At 54.6% G+C, this 18,857-nt stretch carries 15 protein-coding genes; 9 read left to right on the top strand and 6 right to left on the bottom strand.

What is annotated here, in order from left to right; translation table 11 throughout:
• The first annotated feature begins 142 nt into the window (after positions 1-142).
• A complete protein-coding gene (locus QGM61_RS00905; RefSeq protein WP_281131535.1) occupies positions 143-721 on the top strand; it encodes a gluconate 2-dehydrogenase subunit 3 family protein in 579 nt (192 codons plus the stop codon).
• A gap of 3 nt (positions 722-724) precedes the next feature.
• The gene (locus QGM61_RS00900; RefSeq protein ID WP_281131534.1) at positions 725-2,398 is read left to right on the top strand and encodes a GMC family oxidoreductase; all 1,674 of its coding nucleotides are present in this window, start codon (positions 725-727) and stop codon (positions 2,396-2,398) included.
• A gap of 75 nt (positions 2,399-2,473) precedes the next feature.
• On the opposite strand, the gene QGM61_RS00895 is transcribed toward QGM61_RS00900, so the two are convergent.
• Positions 2,474-3,100, bottom strand: a complete 627-nt coding sequence (locus QGM61_RS00895; protein WP_281131533.1) for an Hsp20/alpha crystallin family protein — start codon at positions 3,098-3,100, stop codon at positions 2,474-2,476.
• Positions 3,101-3,199: 99 nt separating this feature from the next.
• Positions 3,200-3,733, bottom strand: coding sequence for a CC0125/CC1285 family lipoprotein (locus QGM61_RS00890; RefSeq protein ID WP_237133272.1), 534 nt, complete (start codon positions 3,731-3,733; stop codon positions 3,200-3,202).
• A gap of 241 nt (positions 3,734-3,974) precedes the next feature.
• Between QGM61_RS00890 and QGM61_RS00885 the strand changes: the two genes are divergently transcribed.
• Positions 3,975-5,150 carry a S1 family peptidase gene (locus QGM61_RS00885; RefSeq protein WP_237133273.1) on the top strand — a complete coding sequence of 392 codons (1,176 nt, stop codon included), beginning with the start codon at positions 3,975-3,977 and terminating at the stop codon, positions 5,148-5,150.
• Between the two features lie 63 nt (positions 5,151-5,213).
• On the opposite strand, the gene QGM61_RS00880 is transcribed toward QGM61_RS00885, so the two are convergent.
• Genes QGM61_RS00880 through QGM61_RS00870 form a run of 3 tightly spaced genes read right to left on the bottom strand, consistent with a single transcriptional unit; the run spans position 5,214 to position 8,092 of the window.
• On the bottom strand, positions 5,214-6,644 hold the full coding sequence (locus QGM61_RS00880) for an NAD(P)(+) transhydrogenase (Re/Si-specific) subunit beta (protein ID WP_237133274.1): 1,431 nt from the start codon (positions 6,642-6,644) through the stop codon (positions 5,214-5,216).
• Positions 6,645-6,944 carry an NAD(P) transhydrogenase subunit alpha gene (locus QGM61_RS00875; protein ID WP_237133275.1) on the bottom strand — a complete coding sequence of 100 codons (300 nt, stop codon included), beginning with the start codon at positions 6,942-6,944 and terminating at the stop codon, positions 6,645-6,647.
• A gap of 11 nt (positions 6,945-6,955) precedes the next feature.
• The gene (locus tag QGM61_RS00870) at positions 6,956-8,092 is read right to left on the bottom strand and encodes a Re/Si-specific NAD(P)(+) transhydrogenase subunit alpha (protein WP_281131532.1); all 1,137 of its coding nucleotides are present in this window, start codon (positions 8,090-8,092) and stop codon (positions 6,956-6,958) included.
• A 230-nt stretch (positions 8,093-8,322) separates the two neighbouring features.
• Between QGM61_RS00870 and QGM61_RS00865 the strand changes: the two genes are divergently transcribed.
• Positions 8,323-9,567, top strand: coding sequence for an acyl-CoA dehydrogenase family protein (locus QGM61_RS00865; protein ID WP_281131531.1), 1,245 nt, complete (start codon positions 8,323-8,325; stop codon positions 9,565-9,567).
• 14 nt (positions 9,568-9,581) lie between these two features.
• A complete protein-coding gene (locus QGM61_RS00860) occupies positions 9,582-10,727 on the top strand; it encodes an acyl-CoA dehydrogenase family protein (RefSeq protein ID WP_237133278.1) in 1,146 nt (381 codons plus the stop codon).
• 37 nt (positions 10,728-10,764) lie between these two features.
• Here the strand turns inward: QGM61_RS00860 and QGM61_RS00855 are convergent, their stop codons facing one another.
• On the bottom strand, positions 10,765-11,007 hold the full coding sequence (locus QGM61_RS00855; protein ID WP_237133279.1) for a hypothetical protein: 243 nt from the start codon (positions 11,005-11,007) through the stop codon (positions 10,765-10,767).
• Between the two features lie 144 nt (positions 11,008-11,151).
• Here QGM61_RS00855 and QGM61_RS00850 point away from each other — a divergent pair, with 144 nt between their 5' ends.
• The 4 genes from QGM61_RS00850 to QGM61_RS00835 all read left to right on the top strand — a co-directional run bounded on the left by QGM61_RS00850 (position 11,152) and on the right by QGM61_RS00835 (position 18,808).
• Positions 11,152-11,838 (top strand): zinc metallopeptidase, encoded by a 687-nt coding sequence (locus QGM61_RS00850; RefSeq protein ID WP_281131530.1) that lies wholly within the window; start codon positions 11,152-11,154, stop codon positions 11,836-11,838.
• A gap of 510 nt (positions 11,839-12,348) precedes the next feature.
• Positions 12,349-15,765 (top strand): TonB-dependent receptor domain-containing protein, encoded by a 3,417-nt coding sequence (locus tag QGM61_RS00845; RefSeq protein ID WP_281131529.1) that lies wholly within the window; start codon positions 12,349-12,351, stop codon positions 15,763-15,765.
• A 134-nt stretch (positions 15,766-15,899) separates the two neighbouring features.
• Positions 15,900-17,369 (top strand): agmatinase family protein, encoded by a 1,470-nt coding sequence (locus tag QGM61_RS00840; protein ID WP_281131528.1) that lies wholly within the window; start codon positions 15,900-15,902, stop codon positions 17,367-17,369.
• Positions 17,366-18,808 carry an agmatinase family protein gene (locus tag QGM61_RS00835; protein ID WP_237133283.1) on the top strand — a complete coding sequence of 481 codons (1,443 nt, stop codon included), beginning with the start codon at positions 17,366-17,368 and terminating at the stop codon, positions 18,806-18,808. Before QGM61_RS00840 ends, QGM61_RS00835 begins: the two co-directional genes overlap by 4 nt.
• The last annotated feature ends 49 nt before the right edge of the window (positions 18,809-18,857 follow it).

Raw genomic sequence — 18,857 nt, 5'->3', positions numbered from 1 at the left:
TCCATCGCGCGTATGTCATTTAGCGTAGCAATTCCTCGATGCATCTCTATCGGTTCATGCTAGACTCAAGTTGAAATCCTGTTCGGTTAACAGCTGGCCGGGATAGCGTTTTCGCGATGAGGCTACGAGAGAGGAACTTCTCATGAACGGCCCAATGTCCCGCCGCGCGTTGCTGGCCCTGACTGCGCGACTTGCAAAACAATCCTGCATAGTACTGACCCTGCCCATGGTGCTAAGCGGCTGCGAACGTGCTCGTCAGTCGGCTGCAGAGGGAGCACTTTTTTCAACGCTCAACTCCGATGAAGCCAGTGAGCTGGCTGCCATTGCATCACGCATCCTGCCCAGCGACGAGACGCCAGGTGCCAATGAGGCCGGGGTGATCCATTTTATGGATCATGTGCTGGGCGATGGGCGCGATGATGAGCTTGCACTGCTGCGAGCGGGATTGCAGGAATTGCAGTCCGTGGTCCTGGAGCGTTTCAATACGCCACTTTTTGCAAGTCTTGATAGCAGCCAGCAGGATGAAGTGCTGACAAGCATTGAGTTCACGCAGTTTTTTGGCACGATGCGGTTTCTTACCATTGCAGGCATGTTTGCATTACCGGCGTATGGCGGTAGCCCGGATATGCCGGGCTATCGGCTGATTGGCTTTGAGAGTCGCCATTTCTGGCAACCGCCATTTGGATACTACGACGCGGATTATGCCGCCAGAGGGGAGTGAATCATGGCTGAATCAGCTGGCTCTCAGCCAAAGTTTGATACGCGCACCGAGGTGGATTTTGTCATTATAGGCTCCGGCGCGGCAGGCGGCATAATGGCCAGAGAACTGAGCATGGCCGGATATTCTGTCGTACTGCTGGAGCAGGGACCCCATTTGCAGGCTGGGGATTTTCGCCATGATGAATGGGCTTACGACGTCAATAACGAACTAACCTGGAGTGCCAGGCAAGGGCATCCCCAGACTTTCAGAAAATCTGAAACCGAGGAAGCGCGACCGGTACCACAGGCGCTGGGTTACGCGCACAACGTGGGTGGCAGTAGCGTACATTATTCCGGTAATTTCTGGCGCTTTCGGCCCATCGACTTTATGGAGGCCAGCGTCAAAGGGACTATCGCAGGTACCAATTTTGCCGACTGGCCCATCAGCTACGACGAGCTGGAGCCCTATTATTCCCGTGTAGACTGGGAGATTGGTGTGTCTGGATTACAGGGTCCTTGGGATCCGCCCCGGTCACGCGATTACCCCTGCCCTCCCATGCCTGTGAAGGGCTCGGATGTCTTGCTGGAGCGGGCGGCGCGTCAGCTGGGACTGACGGCCTATCCAGCACCGGTGGCCATTCTGTCTCAACCTCACAACGGGCGTCCAGCCTGCACGCACTGTGGCTTTTGTAATGGTTTCGGCTGTGAGATGAACGCCAAGTCTTCGACCATGATCGCTATGATTCCCCAGGCACTGGCTTCCGGCAATTGTGAGTTACGCACCGGATGCACAGCAGCGCGAATCGATACCGACGACACCGGCCGGGTACGTGAGGTTGTTTACTGGGAGGCGGATGGTACCGAGCAGGCGCAGCGCGCCAAGGCTGTCGTGCTGTGCGCCAATGGTGCGGAAACACCACGCCTGTTGCTGCTCTCCGCCAGCAACCGGTTCCCGGATGGCCTGGCCAATAGCAGCGGTATGGTCGGCAAAAATCTGATGTTTAATGCTCACTGCTCGGTGGTGGGATTGTTTGAAAACCCCGTAAATGCCTTCAAGAGTGTTCCTACGACACGCGTTGTACACGACTATTATGAGATTGATTCGTCATTGGGCTTTTACGGCGGCGGTGGCATAGACGGCAGGCACCCGTCCCGCGGCGCGCCCATGGGGCTCGCCCTGCGAGGCAGCCTTTTCGACGGTCCCAGCTGGGGGAGTGAATTCAAGCGCAACCTGGGCCAGGAGTTCACGCACACTGCTGCGTTTAACGGGCACACGACCTCGCTTCCCCTGTCCAGTAATAACGTCAGCCTGGATCCGACCCTGAAAGACAAGTGGGGAAGACCGGCGCTGCGCTGCACCTACATGGATCATCCGGATGACATCGCGACCATGAAGTTTTTCCATGACAGATGCTCAGAGTTGATGTCAGCGGCCGGAGCCATAAAACAAACCGGTTATTACGCCCAGAACGGTCAGAACGGCAGCGTACATTTGCTGGGTACCTGTCGCATGGGCGATGACCCAACCAACTCTGTTATCGATCGATACCATCGCGCCCACGATGTGCCTAACCTCTATATGGTAGATGGCAGTAGTCTGGTAACTTCCGGACGCGGTCAACCCACCATGACCATCATGGCACTGGCCTTCAGGGCCGCGGACAATATTATTCAGGCAGCCAGACGCGGCGAGATTTAATTATCGCCGCGAGACCGCTCTGCGCTGGCTGCATAACTTGTCTGCAGCATGACAGGCAGTGCACTGGAGATTGGTTCATACCTTGGGCAGGGTGATGATAACCTCGTTGTCCGTTGCCTCTTTGCTCATGCCCAGACTGTCAACGGGCCGATTCAGCGTAAATTGCCTGGAGAACTGACTGCTGCTGAAAAAGCGCTGAGTTGATCCGTTAGCGGTTTCGTTGACTTTAGAGCTGATAGCGCCACTGACGGTCAGGCGCTGGTCATCAACTTCTGTGTTCAACTCCAGCTCGCTTCCTTCAGGTACCGTGATACGGACCCGGTATGCCTCTGTGTCTTCCTCGATACGGATATCCGGCTGCGCAGTTGTGGCAGAGAACAGGCTGCCACGTTGTGCCTGGCCAAAACCGAGGGTGGCGCCTTGCATCCAGCGATCAATCTGCTGCTGCATGCGGTTCATTTCAGCAAACGGGTCCCAGCCGGTCATAGGCGCCGACTGAGTCAGAGGAGGATTTTGGGGGATGTCCTGCGTTTCCAGACGACGCAGCCAGCCCGGCTCAGAGGATGACGACGTATCGCGCTGGACACTGCTCATGTTGTCAAGTTGTTGTTGCAGCTGCCAATTGGACCAGGCCAGCCAGGCGGTAAGCATCAGGCAAAGACCCAGTCCGGCAGCCATCAGACTGATGATGCGACTGTTCATGGGTATCAACCTCGTTGTTTATCCAATTGGACAGATAAGGTCTGTCCTCAGGATTTCAAGAGGCTGACACTGAATGTGGTAGCCGCAGTAATAGTCTGATCAGACTTCGGGTTTCAGTCTGGAATACAGTTCCTGGGCATCATAGGTGTTTTGGCCGCTCGGACGCTCACCGTTGCCCATGCGGATTTCCATGATGACCTCGACGGTACTGCGTGAGTCTCCCATGGTTGTCACACCAGCTCCATACTGTGGCACAGGGCGCTGATAGGTTGTACAGGTTAACAGACCACAATCCTGAACGGTTGCGTACCGGGCGCTTGAGGCAGATACGGAAACGGATGGCTCGGACTGCTGGTTGTTGACCAGCGTGTCGCGACTGGCGACGTCAAACCAGTCATAGCCCTTTTCCAGGGTCAATTCGCTGGCGCGCAGCATGGCATAATCCATCGCGCGGCCGGCATCGTCGCCGCGGCCTCGGAACTGAACGCGATACTGGTCCTGTGACAGTTCGCGGTGCGAATATCCATAGCCGCCATTCTCGGCAGCGCGGTAGGCAGGCTGCGACGCGCAGGCAACCAGCAGGAAAGTAACGCCAGTTAAAAGCATCAGTTGGCTGATTTTTCGTGTACTCATTGTTATGCCTCCAGTGTGCATAGCGTCTGTTAGTCTCGATACGTTAACGGACGGGGACGCGGATCTATTCCATAGCCCGAGACGTCAGGAGCCGGTTGCAGGCAGGCCAGAGTGCCTCAGGATTCGGCCGCTTCTTGACCTGATGGTCCTCATCTAGGACTATGACCCTTGTATTCATCAGACTCGCCCTACCGCCTGGTACTACTGATGTGCCCAATTCGCTATTAATAAGGAAGGAATCATGAAAAAAATAAGCCTGACAGCATTGGCGTTCTGTTGCTCGGTCATGCTCTTGAATGGCACCCATGCACAAACACAAACAAGAATCATTAATGGCAAGCCTGCCTCGACATCATCCTATCCATGGATGGCCAGCCTGTTTATTCAGGGTGGCAAGGACAGTGAGAATGGTGGTGGTTGCGGCGGAAGCCTGATAGCGCCCGGCTGGATACTCTCTGCAGCACACTGTTTTTTGAACACAGCGGGTGATGCCCTGGCAGACGATCCGGCATCGCTGGTGACAGTCACTCTTAACTCGGACAACATCAATAACGTGAGCAGTGGCGCCGTCGTGCGCTCCGCCAGTCGCGTCATCATTCATCCGAGCTATAACCCCGACGCAGAGACCAGCCCGAACGCCAATGACTTCGATATTGCGCTGGTGGAGCTGGCCTCCCCGGTCAATCTGACACCGGTAAAACTTTTCACCGGTGCGTTGCCGGCCCACATCCCCACCATCGTTGCCGGTTGGGGCGCGACAGTGGGTGACGGAACGAGTCCTTCCGACGATCTGCTGCAGACGCAGGTAATTACTGTTACGACACCGGTGTGTGAAGCAGCCCACGAGGGTTTGATCACATCTAACATGTTCTGTGCCGGCAGCTTTGCCGATATCGACACATCAGACACCTGCCAGGGAGACAGCGGAGGACCATTGTTCGTTAAGCTGAATGGTAATCAGGGTGCGCTGCAGATTGGCTTGAGCAGTTTTGGCGGCAGTGAGACAGCGAATTGTGGAACACCGGGATCACCTGGTGTCTATGCAAAGATACCGGCGCTGTTCAGCTTCATCAGTGACAATGTAACGGGCATCACAGTAGTTGATTCGCTGGCGGAGGTGCGGGCAGATATCAACGTCTACGACCCGGTTGCAGATCTGGTGACCATTCCCAAGGTGTATGTGGATAAAGTGAACTACTCAGTCACTCTGAAGCATACCGGTAATCTGAATTTCTTCCTGGCCAGCGCCGCAGAGAACACCAGCGACAACCCCGACGCCGTGCCGTCATTTTTTGATGGCGGCAACAACAAGCTGATTCTTCCGCTGGTGCGTGTGGGCGCCGAGACCTTTAATGTGACCCTCCGACACCTGGGTGAATTCAAGTTCGCAGTTGAGAAGGCCGATCTGGTTCAGTAGAGAGGCGCGTCAAACTTGTTCGCGCCCCCTATAATTCCCAGAGCCCTATGGGCTCTGGGGTGCTTACGACAGTTCCTTGACCGCCACGATCAGTTCATTAGCCACTTTCTGTCCGTCACCAAACAGCATACGGGTGTTCTCCGCAACAAACAGCGGGTTTTCGACACCCGAAAAGCCAGTGCCACGACCGCGTTTAACAACAATGACATTCTCAGACAACTCAGCATGCAGAGTTGGCATGCCAAACAGGGGGCTGTTGGGATCTTTTTTGGCGGCTGGATTGACCACGTCATTGGCGCCAATTACCAGCGTTACTGTGGTATTGGCGAAATCGGCGTTGATGTCCTCCATGTCGTAGATCAGATCGTAGGGAACACCCGCTTCAGCCAATAACACGTTCATATGGCCTGGCATGCGTCCTGCGACCGGGTGAATGGCAAACTTCACTTTTACGCCCTTGTCAGTTAACAGCTGAGTCAGTTCCCAGATCTTGTGCTGCGCCTGCGCAACTGCCATGCCGTAACCCGGCACAATGATCACCTGACTGGCATAAGCCATCATGATGCCGGCATCCTGTGCCTGCACTTCTTTTTGAGTGCCACCGTCTTCGTCCCCAGACGCCTGAGCGGAATGGCCTGTTCCAAAGCCACTGAAAAACACATTCGAGACCGAACGGTTCATGGCTTTGGCCATCAGGTGAGTCAGCAGGGTGCCGGCTGAGCCGACCACCGTGCCGGCGATGATCATTGCCGCATTGCCCAGCACATAACCCTCGAAGCCGACCGCAAGCCCCGTCAGGGCGTTGAACAGGGAAATGATCACTGGCATGTCTGCGCCGCCAACCGGCACCGTGATAAAGATTCCCAGCACCAGTGCTATCGCAAAGAAGGCAATGATCAGATTGAGGCTGCCGTTTGTGTAAACACTGACCGCCACAGCCACCAGCACGATGGCCAGTATCAGATTGATCAACTGCTGCTGTGGCAGCAGACGATTGCTGTTCAAACGACCATCCAGTTTGGCCCAGGCGATGATGCTGCCAGAAAAAGCAATGGTGCCAATGATGGCGCCAAGAATCGCCAGGATCGTCACATCGGCGCCCAGGTAATCCGGCACGCTGCTGGCGTAACCTCCGCTTACTGCAGCCTGGGCCTTTAGCAGTTCCACTGCTGCAATTGCGGCAGCGGCACCGCCACCCATGCCGTTGTACATGGCGATCATCTGTGGCATGTCAGTCATCGCCACGCGCTTTCCCGTGTACCAGGCATAACCTCCGCCCAGTGCAATCGCGATTATGATCAGAATGACATTGGTGGATGCCTGTTCATTGCCGGTGATCTCTTCTGCGGCAAAGGTGACAAGTGTAGCGACCACCATACCCGCGCCGGCCCAGTGAATGCCGCGCCGGGCGGTGACTGGCGAACTCATCTGCTTGAGCCCGAGAATGAACATGATGGCTGCCAGCAGGTAGCTGATCTGAATAATAAGTTCCATTTATTTTTTGTCTCCCTGCTTGTTTGTGCTCTTGAACATTTCCAGCATGCGCTCAGTCACCACATAGCCGCCAACCGCGTTTCCGGCAGCAAGTAACACTGCTATAAAGCCTATGACCTGTTGCGATGTGGTTTCTGCAATGCCAAGCGCGATCATCGCGCCTACAAGGACAATGCCGTGAACGAAATTGGAGCCCGACATCAACGGGGTGTGAAGAATCACCGGCACACGGCTGATGATTTCGAATCCGGTAAAGCCGGCCAGTAGAAAGATGTAAATCGCTGCGAGTCCTTCGATCATGTTGTTCTCCCCTAGTTAGTGCTTGCCTGCAGTCGCTCTTGCACTGCATCGTTGATGATGTCGCCAGCGTGAGTGATCAGGCTGTCTTTGAGGATCTGATCGTCCAGATCTATCTGGAGCGAGTCCTCTTTGATGATCAGGCCGAGCAGATTGAACAGGTTTTTTGCGTACAATTCACTGGCATGGTTGGGTACAGTTGATGGCACGTTAATCGGTCCATAAATGGTCACGCGGTTATGCATCACGGTCTCACCCGGTCGGGTGAGTTCGCAATTACCACCACCCTCTGCGGCCAGATCCACAATCACCGCGCCGCCTTTCATGTTGTTGACCATGTCTGTGGGAATAATGCGGGGTGAGGCGCGGCCGGGAAGGGCGGCAGTACAGATGACCACATCCGAAGCCGCGACATGGCGGGCAAGAATCTCCTGCTGTTTCTGTTTTTCTTCCTCGGTCAGTTCCCGGGCATAGCCGCCGCTGCCTTCAGCCTTGATGTCGATATCAACAAATCTTGCACCCAGTGATTCAACCTGTTCCTTGACGGCAGCGCGTACGTCATAGGCTTCGACCATGGCGCCCAGTCGGCGTGCCGTGGCAATTGCCTGCAGGCCGGCCACGCCGGCACCAATGACCAGTACTTTGGATGGACGCACAGTACCCGCTGCGGTGGTCAGCATGGGGAAAAACTTGCCAGACAATGAGGCTGCCATCAGGACGCTCTTGTAACCGGCGATTGAGGCCTGAGATGACAACGAGTCCATTGCCTGGGCACGGGAGATGCGGGGGATCAGTTCCATTGAAATGGCGCTGATCTTCTTGTCCTGAAGCAGCTTGAACCGCTGCGTATCTGACCATGGGTTCTGATATCCAATCAGGATGCTGCCATCGCGCAGTTTTTGAAGCTGGGTCTCGGTCAGAGGGTTTACAGTTAAAACGACATCAGCTGTACCGAGTAGCGAATCGTCCGGACATATACTTGCACCTGCAGCGGTATAGTCCTCATCGCTGAAGCCGGCATGCTCACCAGCCAGTGTCTGAACTTGAATGGTAGTTCCGGCAGCGATCAATTTTTTGGCTATTTCCGGGACCAGTGCTACCCGATTTTCGCCAGTCCTTATCTCTGCAGGGACGCTGATAACGTTCGACATCCTGAGTCTCTCCTTGTTGTTATTGTCATTCAATGGACAGATTATCATCAGCATAGTTCATCGGCACCTCTCCTGTTATAGAGCGACAGATTGATCAGACGGACAGCCCGATCGATGCGCCTATTAAATCCATGAATTAGTAGCCCGGCAGACATAGATTCTGCTGATTTAACACCTTCTCCTTGGTACACTCTGGGCATGTAAAAAGACACTTACCAAGGAGGTGCCCCTTGCAGGATCTGGAATCATTCCGCGCGGAATCCCGTGCCTGGCTGGAAGAAAACTGTCCGGCGTCTATGCGCACGCCCATGCCCGAAGATGAGGTGGTCTGGGGTGGGCGCAATGCCGAGTTCAAGAACCCGGACAGCAAAGTCTGGCTGGACCGAATGGCGGACAAAGGCTGGACCACGCCGACCTGGCCGGCCGAGTATGGTGGCGGTGGCCTGAGCAAGGCTGAATCGATGGTGCTGGCGGAAGAGATGCAGCGCATCAAGGCGCGACCACCATTAGTTAGCTTCGGTATCAGCATGCTGGGACCCGTGCTGCTGGAAATGGCGACCCACGAGCAGAAGCTGGAACATATTCCTAAAATCGTCCGCGGCGAGATCCGCTGGTGTCAGGGCTACAGCGAGCCGGGCGCAGGTTCGGACCTGGCCGGACTGGGCACCAAGGCTATCCTGGACGGCGACGAATACGTGATTAATGGCTCCAAGATCTGGACCTCCTATGCTGACAAGGCTGACTGGATATTCTGTCTTGTGCGCACTGATTTCGAAGCGCCCAAGCACAGTGGTATCAGCTTCATACTGTTTGATATGGCGTCACCAGGCGTGACCACTAAACCCATCAAGCTGATCAGTGGCAATTCGGTGTTCTGTGAAACTTTCTTTGACAATGTGCGCGTGCCGGCTGGCAATGTCGTCGGTCGCCTCAATGACGGCTGGACTATAGCCAAGCGGCTGCTGCAGCATGAGCGCACGATGATTTCCGGCTTTGGGCTCAGCAGTGGTCGCAACAACCGTGGTGGCCTGGCCGACTCGCTGGCGCAGACCGCCATGTCGTATCGGGGTGATACCGGCAAACTGTCCGATCCCGCCCTGCGCGACCAGATCGCCCAGTTCATGATAGACAGTGAGGCATTCTCACTGACCTCGCAGCGCTCGGCGCAGGAAGCCAAACAGAGCAAGGGGCCGAATGCGACGTCGTCAATGCTGAAGAATTACGGCTGTGAACTGAACAAGCGGCGTTATGAGCTGGCGCTGAAAGCAGCAGGCACCCAGGCGCTGGGCTGGGAGTCACTAACCGAAGACGGCAGTGACTTCAGTGCACGAGAGCTGGATACCACCAGACAATGGCTGCGCTCGAAAGGCAATTCAATTGAAGGAGGCACCTATGAGGTACAGCTGAATGTGATTGCCAAGCGGGTATTGGGCCTGCCAGACATGACCTCCATGGTCGCCAGTAACAAAAAGTAAGGGAGGACTTTTACATGTCATTGGTACTCAACGAAGATCAGCTAATGCTTCAGGAATCAGCGCGTGATTTTTGTCGCGAGAAAGCAACTGTCGCGGTATTGCGAAAATTGCGCGACGAGAAGGACCCGCGCGGTTTTTCAGACGAGCTGTGGCAGGCCATGGTGGGTCTGGGCTGGGCCGGTATGGCCATTCCGGAGGCCTACGGTGGTTTTGAGTTCGGTTATTCAGGGCTGGGCATTGTGCTTGAGGAAACAGGGCGCACCCTGGTGCCGACGCCACTGGTGTCAACTGTGCTTCTATGCGCGACGGCCATCAACCTGGCAGGCTCAGATGCACAGAAGGGTGAATTGCTGCCGAAGGTCGCCGCGGGTGAAGCTGTCCTTGCCTTCGCACTTGAGGAGGGGGCTCTTCACAGACCGTCGAATATCGCTCTTGGCGCTGAAAAAACCGCTGACGGATATACTCTCAACGGTCACAAGGTGTTTGTCCTGGATGCACATGTGGCCGAACACTTTGTCGTGGTGGCCAGAAGCAGTGATCCGACAGACTCAGAGGACGGCATCAGCCTGTTTGTAGTCGATGCGGCGACGCCGGGTATTTCGGTGCAACAGCTGAACATGGTCGACAATCGCAATGCTGGCAATGTCAGGTTTGACAATGTGAAAGTGCCGGCTGACGCCTTGATGGGCGCAGAGGGTCAGGGCAGAGCTGCGCTGGAGCGCACACTGGACATCGGCCGAATTGGCCTGGCTGCAGAGATGCTGGGTGGTGTGCAGGAGGTGTTTGAGCGCATCGTTGACTACCTGCAGCAGCGTACACAGTTTGGTGTGCAGATTGGTGCCTTTCAGGCTTTGCAACACCGGGCAGCGATCATGTACTCCGAGATAGAGCTGTGCAGATCGCTCGTGCGCAAGGCCCTGCTAGAGCTTGACCGTGGAGATGATGCGGAGGATATCCCTGCACTGGCGAGTATGTGTAAAGCCAAACTATCCGAGGTCTACGAGCTCGTCAGCAATGAGGGTATCCAGATGCACGGCGGCATCGGTATGACCGACGAGTTTGATATTGGTTTCTTTATCAAACGCGCACGGGTGGCTCAGCAGACCCTGGGGGATGCGAGCTATCACCGCGACCGCTACGCTTCCCTGCGCGGCTTTTGACGGCGTCACCAACTGCCGGGCCCGTGGTGTACAGCCATCAATGCTGTGCCCTGCGGGTCTTGGCCTGCTTTACCCGTGCCTTGAGCTTTTGCCGGCAGGTTACCAGTAACAATCGGCGAAACAGCTCCTGCAGATCCTGATCAGAAATCTCGGAAGTATCCGGGCTATTGCTTACTTCGTGACCGGCCCAGTCCAGGCAGGTTTCCTGAGAATCGGCGTCAACCACCTGCAGACTGGGTTTGCCGTCATTGATGCTGGCGTAAATGTAATATCCTGTCATGCTAACCTCTCTTGTCTGATATGGACCGATAAATGTCCTGGTTAACCGTTGGCTGGCATCGTGTCGACGTGGCTGGCTATGGTAATGAGAATCATTATCATTAGATTAGTTGCACAATTCAAGCCCTTGTGAGGAATTTACTGCATGGTGTTGGCAATACTGGGTCTGTTCCTGGCTGCGCTGGTGTTTGCACCCCAGCTATGGGTCAAGCACGTTATGCGTAAACATCATCGGGAAGTTCCCGATATGCCAGGCACTGGAGGAGAGCTTGCACAGCATCTGATTCAACGCTTTGCGCTGACCGGTATCGGGGTGGAAGAGACCGATGAGGGGCGGGATCATTTTGACCCGCAGGCGCAAATGGTTCGCCTTGGCCCGAGCAACTTCCACGGTCGATCCGTTACGGCTGTGGCTGTAGCCGCTCACGAAGTCGGACACGCAATCCAGTTTCATCGCCGCGAGTCCATCTTTGAACTGAGAAGCAAATACATGCCCATGGCGGCGCGGCTCAACAAGATGGGCATCGCCTTGATGTGGTCGGTACCGGTTGCCGCTTTGGTGCTGCGTTCGCCAATCGCCATCGGGACTGTCATCGGGCTGAGTGTGTTGCTGCAACTGGCAGGCGCAATGGCCTACCTGATCGTGCTACCCGAGGAGTGGGATGCCAGTTTTAACAAGGCTCTACCCATACTGGTAGAGGGAGAATATCTGGATGACTCCCAGATTCGCAGTGCGCGGCAGGTACTGAAAGCAGCCGCGCTTACATACTTTGCTGGAGCGCTGGCCAGTGTCGTCAATATTGGCAGATGGTTGATGGTGCTGCGCCGATAACTTCCAGAAATTCTGCAAGAACTTTATTTAATTAAAGTGGTCTATCCGTTGTGTCGATAATAAAAGTGACACCTGCGATTTTTATACGCCAACACGTCGGTACGTCGAATGACGTAGTCGCTGGAATCATCTACGTCATAGGCCTAATAAACTGTAATTTCTAAGTTAAACGCACACCTTTTTAGTTGACGTATAAGTAAAAAAGCTAGTTAACCAATGAACGTAGAAATGAAATAATATAACTGCTCGTATCTCGCCTAAGTTATTGTTTAATAACATAAAAACATAATTCAATGCACAATAAAGTGGCTTCGCATATCCGCGTTGCCTCTTTTTGAAGCACGCTGTTTTTCTCGCGCACTCTTTCTGAACCATAAGCCTTTGATATTTATCATGACTCATTAGCTGGTACGCAACTTGCTAAACCTCGTTCGATGATTTGAATTGACTCTGATCACGTCCTGGCAGGGAGCGTATCAATTACTGATTGTAATGAGGCTAATGAAAGATATGAAGAAAACAACTACTACTGTAAGACGTCAGCGACTTCACACTGCGATCGCGTTGCTGATGAGTGCGACTACCGTGCCATCACTCTACGCACAAGAGGCGCCGCAGATTGAAGAGCTGGTCGTTACAGGCAGCCGTATTCAGAGAATGGATAACGCAACCTCGCCGCAGCCCCTGTCTGTGATCAGCGCCGATGATCTCACCAGTTCGGCTAGTATCGACATTGGCGAAGTGTTGAATGAGAACCCGGCTCTGCTGTCTTCAGTTACCAGTACAGCATCAATCGGCAACTCTGCGCAGAACGTGGGCCGTGCCAGTAACGTTGGTGGTAGCGCGCTCAACCTGCGCGGCCTGGGCTCCCAGCGTACTCTCACGCTGGTTAACGGACGGCGTCACGTGTCTGGTATCGAAGGTACCTCTTCTGTTGATGTATCAACAATTCCATCGGCGTTGATTGAGCGTGTAGAAGTACTGACCGGCGGCGCGTCTGCCGTATACGGTGCGGATGCGGTGACTGGTGTTGTCAACTTTGTACTTAAGGACGATTTTGAAGGTGTAGACATCGACTTCAGAACAGGCATGTCTGGCGAAGGCGATGCGGAGACTAACAGCATACGCGCGCTGCTGGGGCGCAACTTCGATGCCAATCGCGGTAACGTGAATCTGTCATTGCAGCACGATTATTCCGCAGGTCTGCGAGCTGGCGATCGTGATTTCCTTGCAAACGGAGGCCGCGCAACGGGCGATGTCAATCCGCTGCTGCGATTCCAGAAGGGTGACATTGACCCCAGCACAATGCCTAACCTGGCGCGCTACTACAATTTTGACAACACTGGCCGATATCCATTCGGCGCACGTATTCCGACAGCAACAGCCTTTGGCAATAGCTACAACTCAGCCTTTGGTGCGCAACCTACTTTGACCTCAGCTGAACAGGCTCTCCTGGACCGCATTAACTCGGCGTCACCACGTGCACTGCTGCCTGGTCGTACCTTTAACATCACTTCCCCTTACGGTGTGGTAGCACTGGGTGACTTTGGTACCACAATAGGTCTGGGTCAGGAACCTGACCTTGACGGCAACGGCACTGGTGACTGTCTGGACAGTTTCACCGGTTACAACTCGAGCCTGGACGGCACAGCTTCATTTGGCGCAGCCGGTGGTTGCTGGATTATTGGTGAGGATGGCAGCCTGAATACGTATCAGGACGGTCTGGTGGCAGGTAACTTCAACCAGTTTGGTGCGGCCGGATCTTACATCGCGCCGAACCGCCCGTTTGTTATACCTGAGGATACCAAGTGGGCTGTTAACCTGAACGCCAACTATGATCTTACGCCAACCACAACAGCGTTTGTCGAGACCAAGTACGTTCGTCATGATGTGACTTTCGGTGGCGGCGGCAACCAGGCAACCGACTTGTTGTATGGTGCGCCGGATAACCCCTTCCTGCCTGCACAGCTGGCGCCATTTGCCACTAATCCAGGCGTGGGCTTCGTTGGCCCGGGCGGACTTTACATTTCACGTGACTCCGACGACTGGGGGCACAATGAGTCCTACAACGAGCGTACTACCTACCGTCTGGTAACCGGTCTGCGCGGCAGCTTCGACGATCTGGGTCTGGATTACGAAGTCTCTGCCAACTACGGTAAGTTTGAGCGCACTATGGAGTCTCCGTTTACGCCGATTACTGACCGCTTCTTTGCGGCCATCGACGTGACAACTGACCCGGCAACAGGTCAGCCGGTTTGTCGTTCGGATCTCGACCCGACTGCCTACCCGCGTACCACACCATTTAACTTCCCCGCCTACCTGGGTGGACGTGCAGTGTCGCCGTTCTTCACCTTCGCACCTGGTGACGGCCAGTGCCAGCCAGCCAATATTTGGGGCGGCAAAGGCTCAATCAGCCAGGAAGCCATCGACTTTTTCTCTTACACACGTACCGTTGAAGAGAGTATTGAGCAGTCGGTCGTAATGGGTTTTGTAAGCGGTTCCAGTGCCAACTGGTTCTCTCTGCAGGGTGGCCCTGTTTCTTTTGCAGCCGGTGGTGAATGGCGCGAAGAGAAAAGCTCACAGTCCTTCGACAGCTACGATCAAGGCATTATCCAGGTCAGCGGTGTAACGCCGCAGGGCACCAGCTTCAGTCCGGGAGACTGGGTAGGTGACGTCAGTGCCGCAAAGAGCCTGGGCAGCTCACCCGGTAACCGGCTGCTGAATACCAGTGCCAAGTACGATGTATGGGATATGTTTGTGGAAGCAGAACTGCCCATTCTGGCCGGTCTGCCCCTGGCAGAGACACTGACAGTTGATGCGGCTTTCCGTCGTGCTGACTATTCGACCTTTGGTAGCAACGATACTTACAGTGTTGGCGGTGTCTGGGCGCCCGTCATGGACTTCCGTATCCGCGCCAATTACAGCGAAGCGGTACGGGTACCTAACCTGTTCGAACTGTATTCGCCAGAGCAGGGACAAAGCTTCCGTCCCAATGATCCCTGTGATGCATCGCAGATTGCCAGTGGCCCGAATCCGGCCCTGCGTCAAGCTAACTGTGTGGCCGATCTGACCGCCAATGGTGTACAGCAGTCAAAAATCTTCGATGCCAACGGGAACTACATTTTCGTAGACCCGCTGTCAGCCGGATTCCCGGGTGTCGTCGGGGGTAACCCAAACCTGAAGCCGGAAATTGCTACCACGGAGACGGTTGGTTTTGTATTCCAGCCGCGATTCCTGGAAGGCTTCACGGTGAGCATGGATTACTGGAACATCGAAATAGAGGAGGCGATTGCCGAGATTTCTTCTCAGAACATTGTGAACAGCTGCTACGACGCGGCATCAATCAACAACCCGTTCTGTGAATTGATTCAGCGTAACAGCACTTCAACATCAGCACAGTCCGGCGGTTTTGTCTTCCTTCGTCAAACCCAGCTGAACTTTGGTGAAGCGTTGGCAGAAGGTGTTGACTTGAACCTGTCATACCGCTTTCAGCTGGCTGACTACAACATCTCCTTGAGCACTAACGTGACCAAGCAGCTGAAGCTTGACTTCGTCGAGCCCACCAACCCGGGCGAAGAAGCTGTCGTTGACGAAGACCTGTTGGAGATGCGTTCGCCAGAATATGCTGGACAGTTGTCTGCCACCGTTGGTCGCGACAACTGGAGTATCAGTCTGCGATCACAGTATCTGAGCGAGATGGCGCTGACAGGCCCAATTGAGACTGCAGTCCAGAACTACGGTGAAGGCATTTTCACTGACGAGTTTTACTCACACAACCTGTCGGGTAACTACCAGTTCAATGATACCGTGCGTTTCTATGGTGGTATCAGCAACATTACCGATGAAAAACCGTTCATAACTGAACGTGCCTATCCAGTGAGCCCGGTTGGCCGCTCGTACTTCCTGGGTATTAACGTCGCACTCTGATAGAGCCTCTCCTGGTGCTACTGCCCGCCGCTGTCAACTCTCCTGTTTATCGGTGAGTTGGCTGAGGCGGGCAAGTAGTTTCCGGCTTACCAGCCTCAGCGCAGTCGGCTGTGGATATAAAGCAAGGAAAAAAGATGACAACAAAAAACAATCAAACAAATATTGGCAGGCACATGCGCCTGTTACTCCAGGCAACTCTCAGCAGCGCACTTCTGTTGGGCCAGTTTGCCACGGCACAGACAGAAGAAGAGTCTGATCATCCCGAGCTGGTAGAGTTCCCCGCCTCGCTGGACAGTCGCCTGGGTCTGCTTAGCGACGAGGAACTCGAGTTTCTGCGCACCCCCCGAAATACTCGCTCCTACGCCGAAGATCTTGATCAGCTAGTAGAGCAGATCGAAAAACGTTCTGCAGACGAGGTCAAGGCTTATGTTGAGGCCATGATGTGGGTGCGGGATCAGCGTGGTTTTCAGGAAGGTCAGGATCTGGACCATATTCCCTTGAATACGGATACACCAGAATTCAATGCCTGGAAAGTCAGGCGTCCCCGCAGTTTTGACCCAGAACGTGAACCAGGCCCCATCAGCCTCGGGCGCTACATGCGTGGTAACGGAGGTATTCCGACATTCGCTGGTGCGCCTGTTGCACTAACGCCAGAAGATCTTATCGCCGGTGAAGTAGACGTAGCCTTTGTGGGTGCGCCGCTAAATATGGGATCCGGTTGGCGCGGCGCGCAGCATGGACCACTGGCGCTGCGAACGATGGGTCGTATGAGTGGCAATGACCAGTACACACAGGTTAACGCGGGATCGGTGTTGAACATCGTCGATTACGGAGACATTGCCATCGATAACGACAGCACTGAGCGTAGCATGGAACATGTACGTGAAGTGGTGCGGGAAATTGTTGAGACCGGTGCCATTCCATTCATTATTGGTGGTGACCATTCTCTGGAGTATCCCAACGTGGCAGCACTTGTGGATGTCTTTGGTGTCGGTAATCTGGGCGTTATTCACTTTGATGCGCATTACGATGTCGGCCGGGATCGTGCCCACCTGATTGACCACGGGGCACCCATTTATCGATTGCTGAATGAAGGACTGATTACTGGCGCTGACTATATACAGGTTGGACTGCGTGCGAATAGTCCAAATGAAAGCATTTTCCGCTGGATGCGCGAAGAAGGTTTCAAGTACCACACTATGGCCGAAGTGGAAAAGTATGGATGGGACTATGTACTGGAACGCGTACTGGCAGAAGCCAAGGGTGACGGACGCAAACTCTATATCTCATTCGATGTTGACGTACTGGATCCTTCCTATACCTCGGCAACCGGAACACCGGTGTCTGGCGGAATTACACCACGAGAGGCGATACCTATCGTGCGTCGCCTTTGTGCGGAATCCAATGTGGTGGGGTTCGACCTGGTTGAAGTCGCACCCGAGCTGGATCCGACCTACGTTACAACCCTTCACAGTGCTGCCATTGCCAAAGCCTGCCTGACCGGCGTGGCGATGCGACGTCTTGAATTGACAGAACCACATTATCTTAACCCTGTATCGCTGGATCACGCCCAGGACGATTACCACGAGGAGAATCAACAATGAAGTGCTCAAAAATGAAGTACGTGGCGATGGTCTCTACAAGTATGTGTCTGTTCCTTGGAGCCTGTGCCAGCACAACTTCCAGCTCCAGTTCGGTGATGTTGTCATCGTCGGAGCCGACGCCCGACGCGGTGGCGATGCCGGAAAGTGTGACCGATAAACTGGCGCTTTTGACACCCGAACAGCGCAGCTTTTTACGCGGGACCGAACCGCTGCGGATTGTCGCGTCTCGCGAGAAACTGATGCAGGAGCTGGACAGCCGCACGCCAGAGCAAATTGCACTTTATGTGTCCGATATGATGCAGGCGCTTGATGAATTTGCCTACGACCCCGAGCGCGACATGGGGCAGATTCCACTTAACCCTGAAGCAAGCGGATTCAACAGCTGGAAGATTGTTCGTCCTGAAGCCTTGTGGGAGCGACGCCGTACTCCGGGTCCCTTCAGTGTCTCGCGTTATATTCACCAGTGGGGTGGTATTCCCACTTTTGCTGGTGCGCCAGTCGCTATTACGCCTGCAGACCTGGTTGCTGGCAAAGTTGATATTGCCATCTCCGGTATTCCGCAAAGTATGAGCAGTGGCTCACGCGATGCGCGTAACGGTCCCGAAACACTGCGCGCGATGAGTGGCATAGCCGACTCCAACGTGCATGCCCTGATTGATCCTATGGCAGTGCTCAATATTGTCGATTATGGCGACTTTAACGTCGACCGCATGAGTGTGGAGCGCAGCATTGGTCATATCACCGAGCAGGTCACACTTCTGGCTGAGACAGGTGCTGTCCCGTTCCTGGTTGGCGGTGACCATTCCGTGATGTATCCGACGGTGAAGGCTGTCAAGACTGCCATGGGCGATGAGGAACTGACTGTTGTTCATCTCGGTGCGCACTACAACGCCGAGCCGACTCGCGCACACCGCCTGTCAGATCGTGATGCCGTCTATCGTCTGATGGACGAACAGATTATCAGTGGTGAAAACCTGATTCAGGTGGGGCTGCGCGGACCGCAACCCACGCGCGAAGCCTTTATGTGGATGCGAGAGCAAGGTGTCAAATATCACACCATGGCGGAAATCGAGCTTCGCGGCTGGGACTCGGTCATGAATCGTGTCATAGACGAGGCAAAAGACTCTGGCAATCCAGTTTACATTTCATTTGATGTCAGCATATTTGATCCCTCAGCAGTTTCTGGCATTGGTCGCGCAGTTCCTGGTGGACTGACGGTGCGCGAACTTCAGCCTTTGCTGCGCCGTTTGTGCGCGGAAACTCAGATCGCCGGATTTGAACTCATGGACCTGGCCCCGATGCTGGACTTCAGCTATGTCAGTGCCATGAATGCCAATGCCATGTTGAACGCCTGTCTGACGGGTGTGGCGATGCGAAAAAGTGGGCTGACCGAGGAAAACTACCTGGATCCAATAGCGGTGGATCATGGTCAGGACTGATTGCAATTACAGGAAGAATCGCCAAACGTGTTTCAACATTGACAGGTAT

Origin of the sequence: Pseudohongiella sp. SYSU M77423 (assembly GCF_029911965.1) — a bacterium.
In the GTDB taxonomy this organism is placed as follows: domain Bacteria; phylum Pseudomonadota; class Gammaproteobacteria; order Pseudomonadales; family Pseudohongiellaceae; genus Pseudohongiella.
Note: the sequence above shows the minus strand (reverse complement) of the source record. Positions and strands in the feature narration are given on the sequence as shown.

Excerpts from the sequence above, each read along its gene's own strand:
- QGM61_RS00845 (WP_281131529.1), top strand. The coding sequence starts at position 12,349 with ATGAAGAAAACAACTACTACTGTAAGACGTCAGCGACTTCACACTGCG.
- QGM61_RS00840 (WP_281131528.1), top strand. The coding sequence starts at position 15,900 with ATGACAACAAAAAACAATCAAACAAATATTGGCAGGCACATGCGCCTG.
- QGM61_RS00885 (WP_237133273.1), top strand. The coding sequence starts at position 3,975 with ATGAAAAAAATAAGCCTGACAGCATTGGCGTTCTGTTGCTCGGTCATG.
- QGM61_RS00880 (WP_237133274.1), bottom strand. The coding sequence starts at position 6,644 with ATGGAACTTATTATTCAGATCAGCTACCTGCTGGCAGCCATCATGTTC.
- QGM61_RS00835 (WP_237133283.1), top strand. The coding sequence starts at position 17,366 with ATGAAGTGCTCAAAAATGAAGTACGTGGCGATGGTCTCTACAAGTATG.
- QGM61_RS00875 (WP_237133275.1), bottom strand. The coding sequence starts at position 6,944 with ATGATCGAAGGACTCGCAGCGATTTACATCTTTCTACTGGCCGGCTTT.
- QGM61_RS00870 (WP_281131532.1), bottom strand. The coding sequence starts at position 8,092 with ATGTCGAACGTTATCAGCGTCCCTGCAGAGATAAGGACTGGCGAAAAT.
- QGM61_RS00900 (WP_281131534.1), top strand. The coding sequence starts at position 725 with ATGGCTGAATCAGCTGGCTCTCAGCCAAAGTTTGATACGCGCACCGAG.
- QGM61_RS00890 (WP_237133272.1), bottom strand. The coding sequence starts at position 3,733 with ATGAGTACACGAAAAATCAGCCAACTGATGCTTTTAACTGGCGTTACT.
- QGM61_RS00860 (WP_237133278.1), top strand. The coding sequence starts at position 9,582 with ATGTCATTGGTACTCAACGAAGATCAGCTAATGCTTCAGGAATCAGCG.
- QGM61_RS00850 (WP_281131530.1), top strand. The coding sequence starts at position 11,152 with ATGGTGTTGGCAATACTGGGTCTGTTCCTGGCTGCGCTGGTGTTTGCA.
- QGM61_RS00895 (WP_281131533.1), bottom strand. The coding sequence starts at position 3,100 with ATGAACAGTCGCATCATCAGTCTGATGGCTGCCGGACTGGGTCTTTGC.
- QGM61_RS00905 (WP_281131535.1), top strand. The coding sequence starts at position 143 with ATGAACGGCCCAATGTCCCGCCGCGCGTTGCTGGCCCTGACTGCGCGA.
- QGM61_RS00855 (WP_237133279.1), bottom strand. The coding sequence starts at position 11,007 with ATGACAGGATATTACATTTACGCCAGCATCAATGACGGCAAACCCAGT.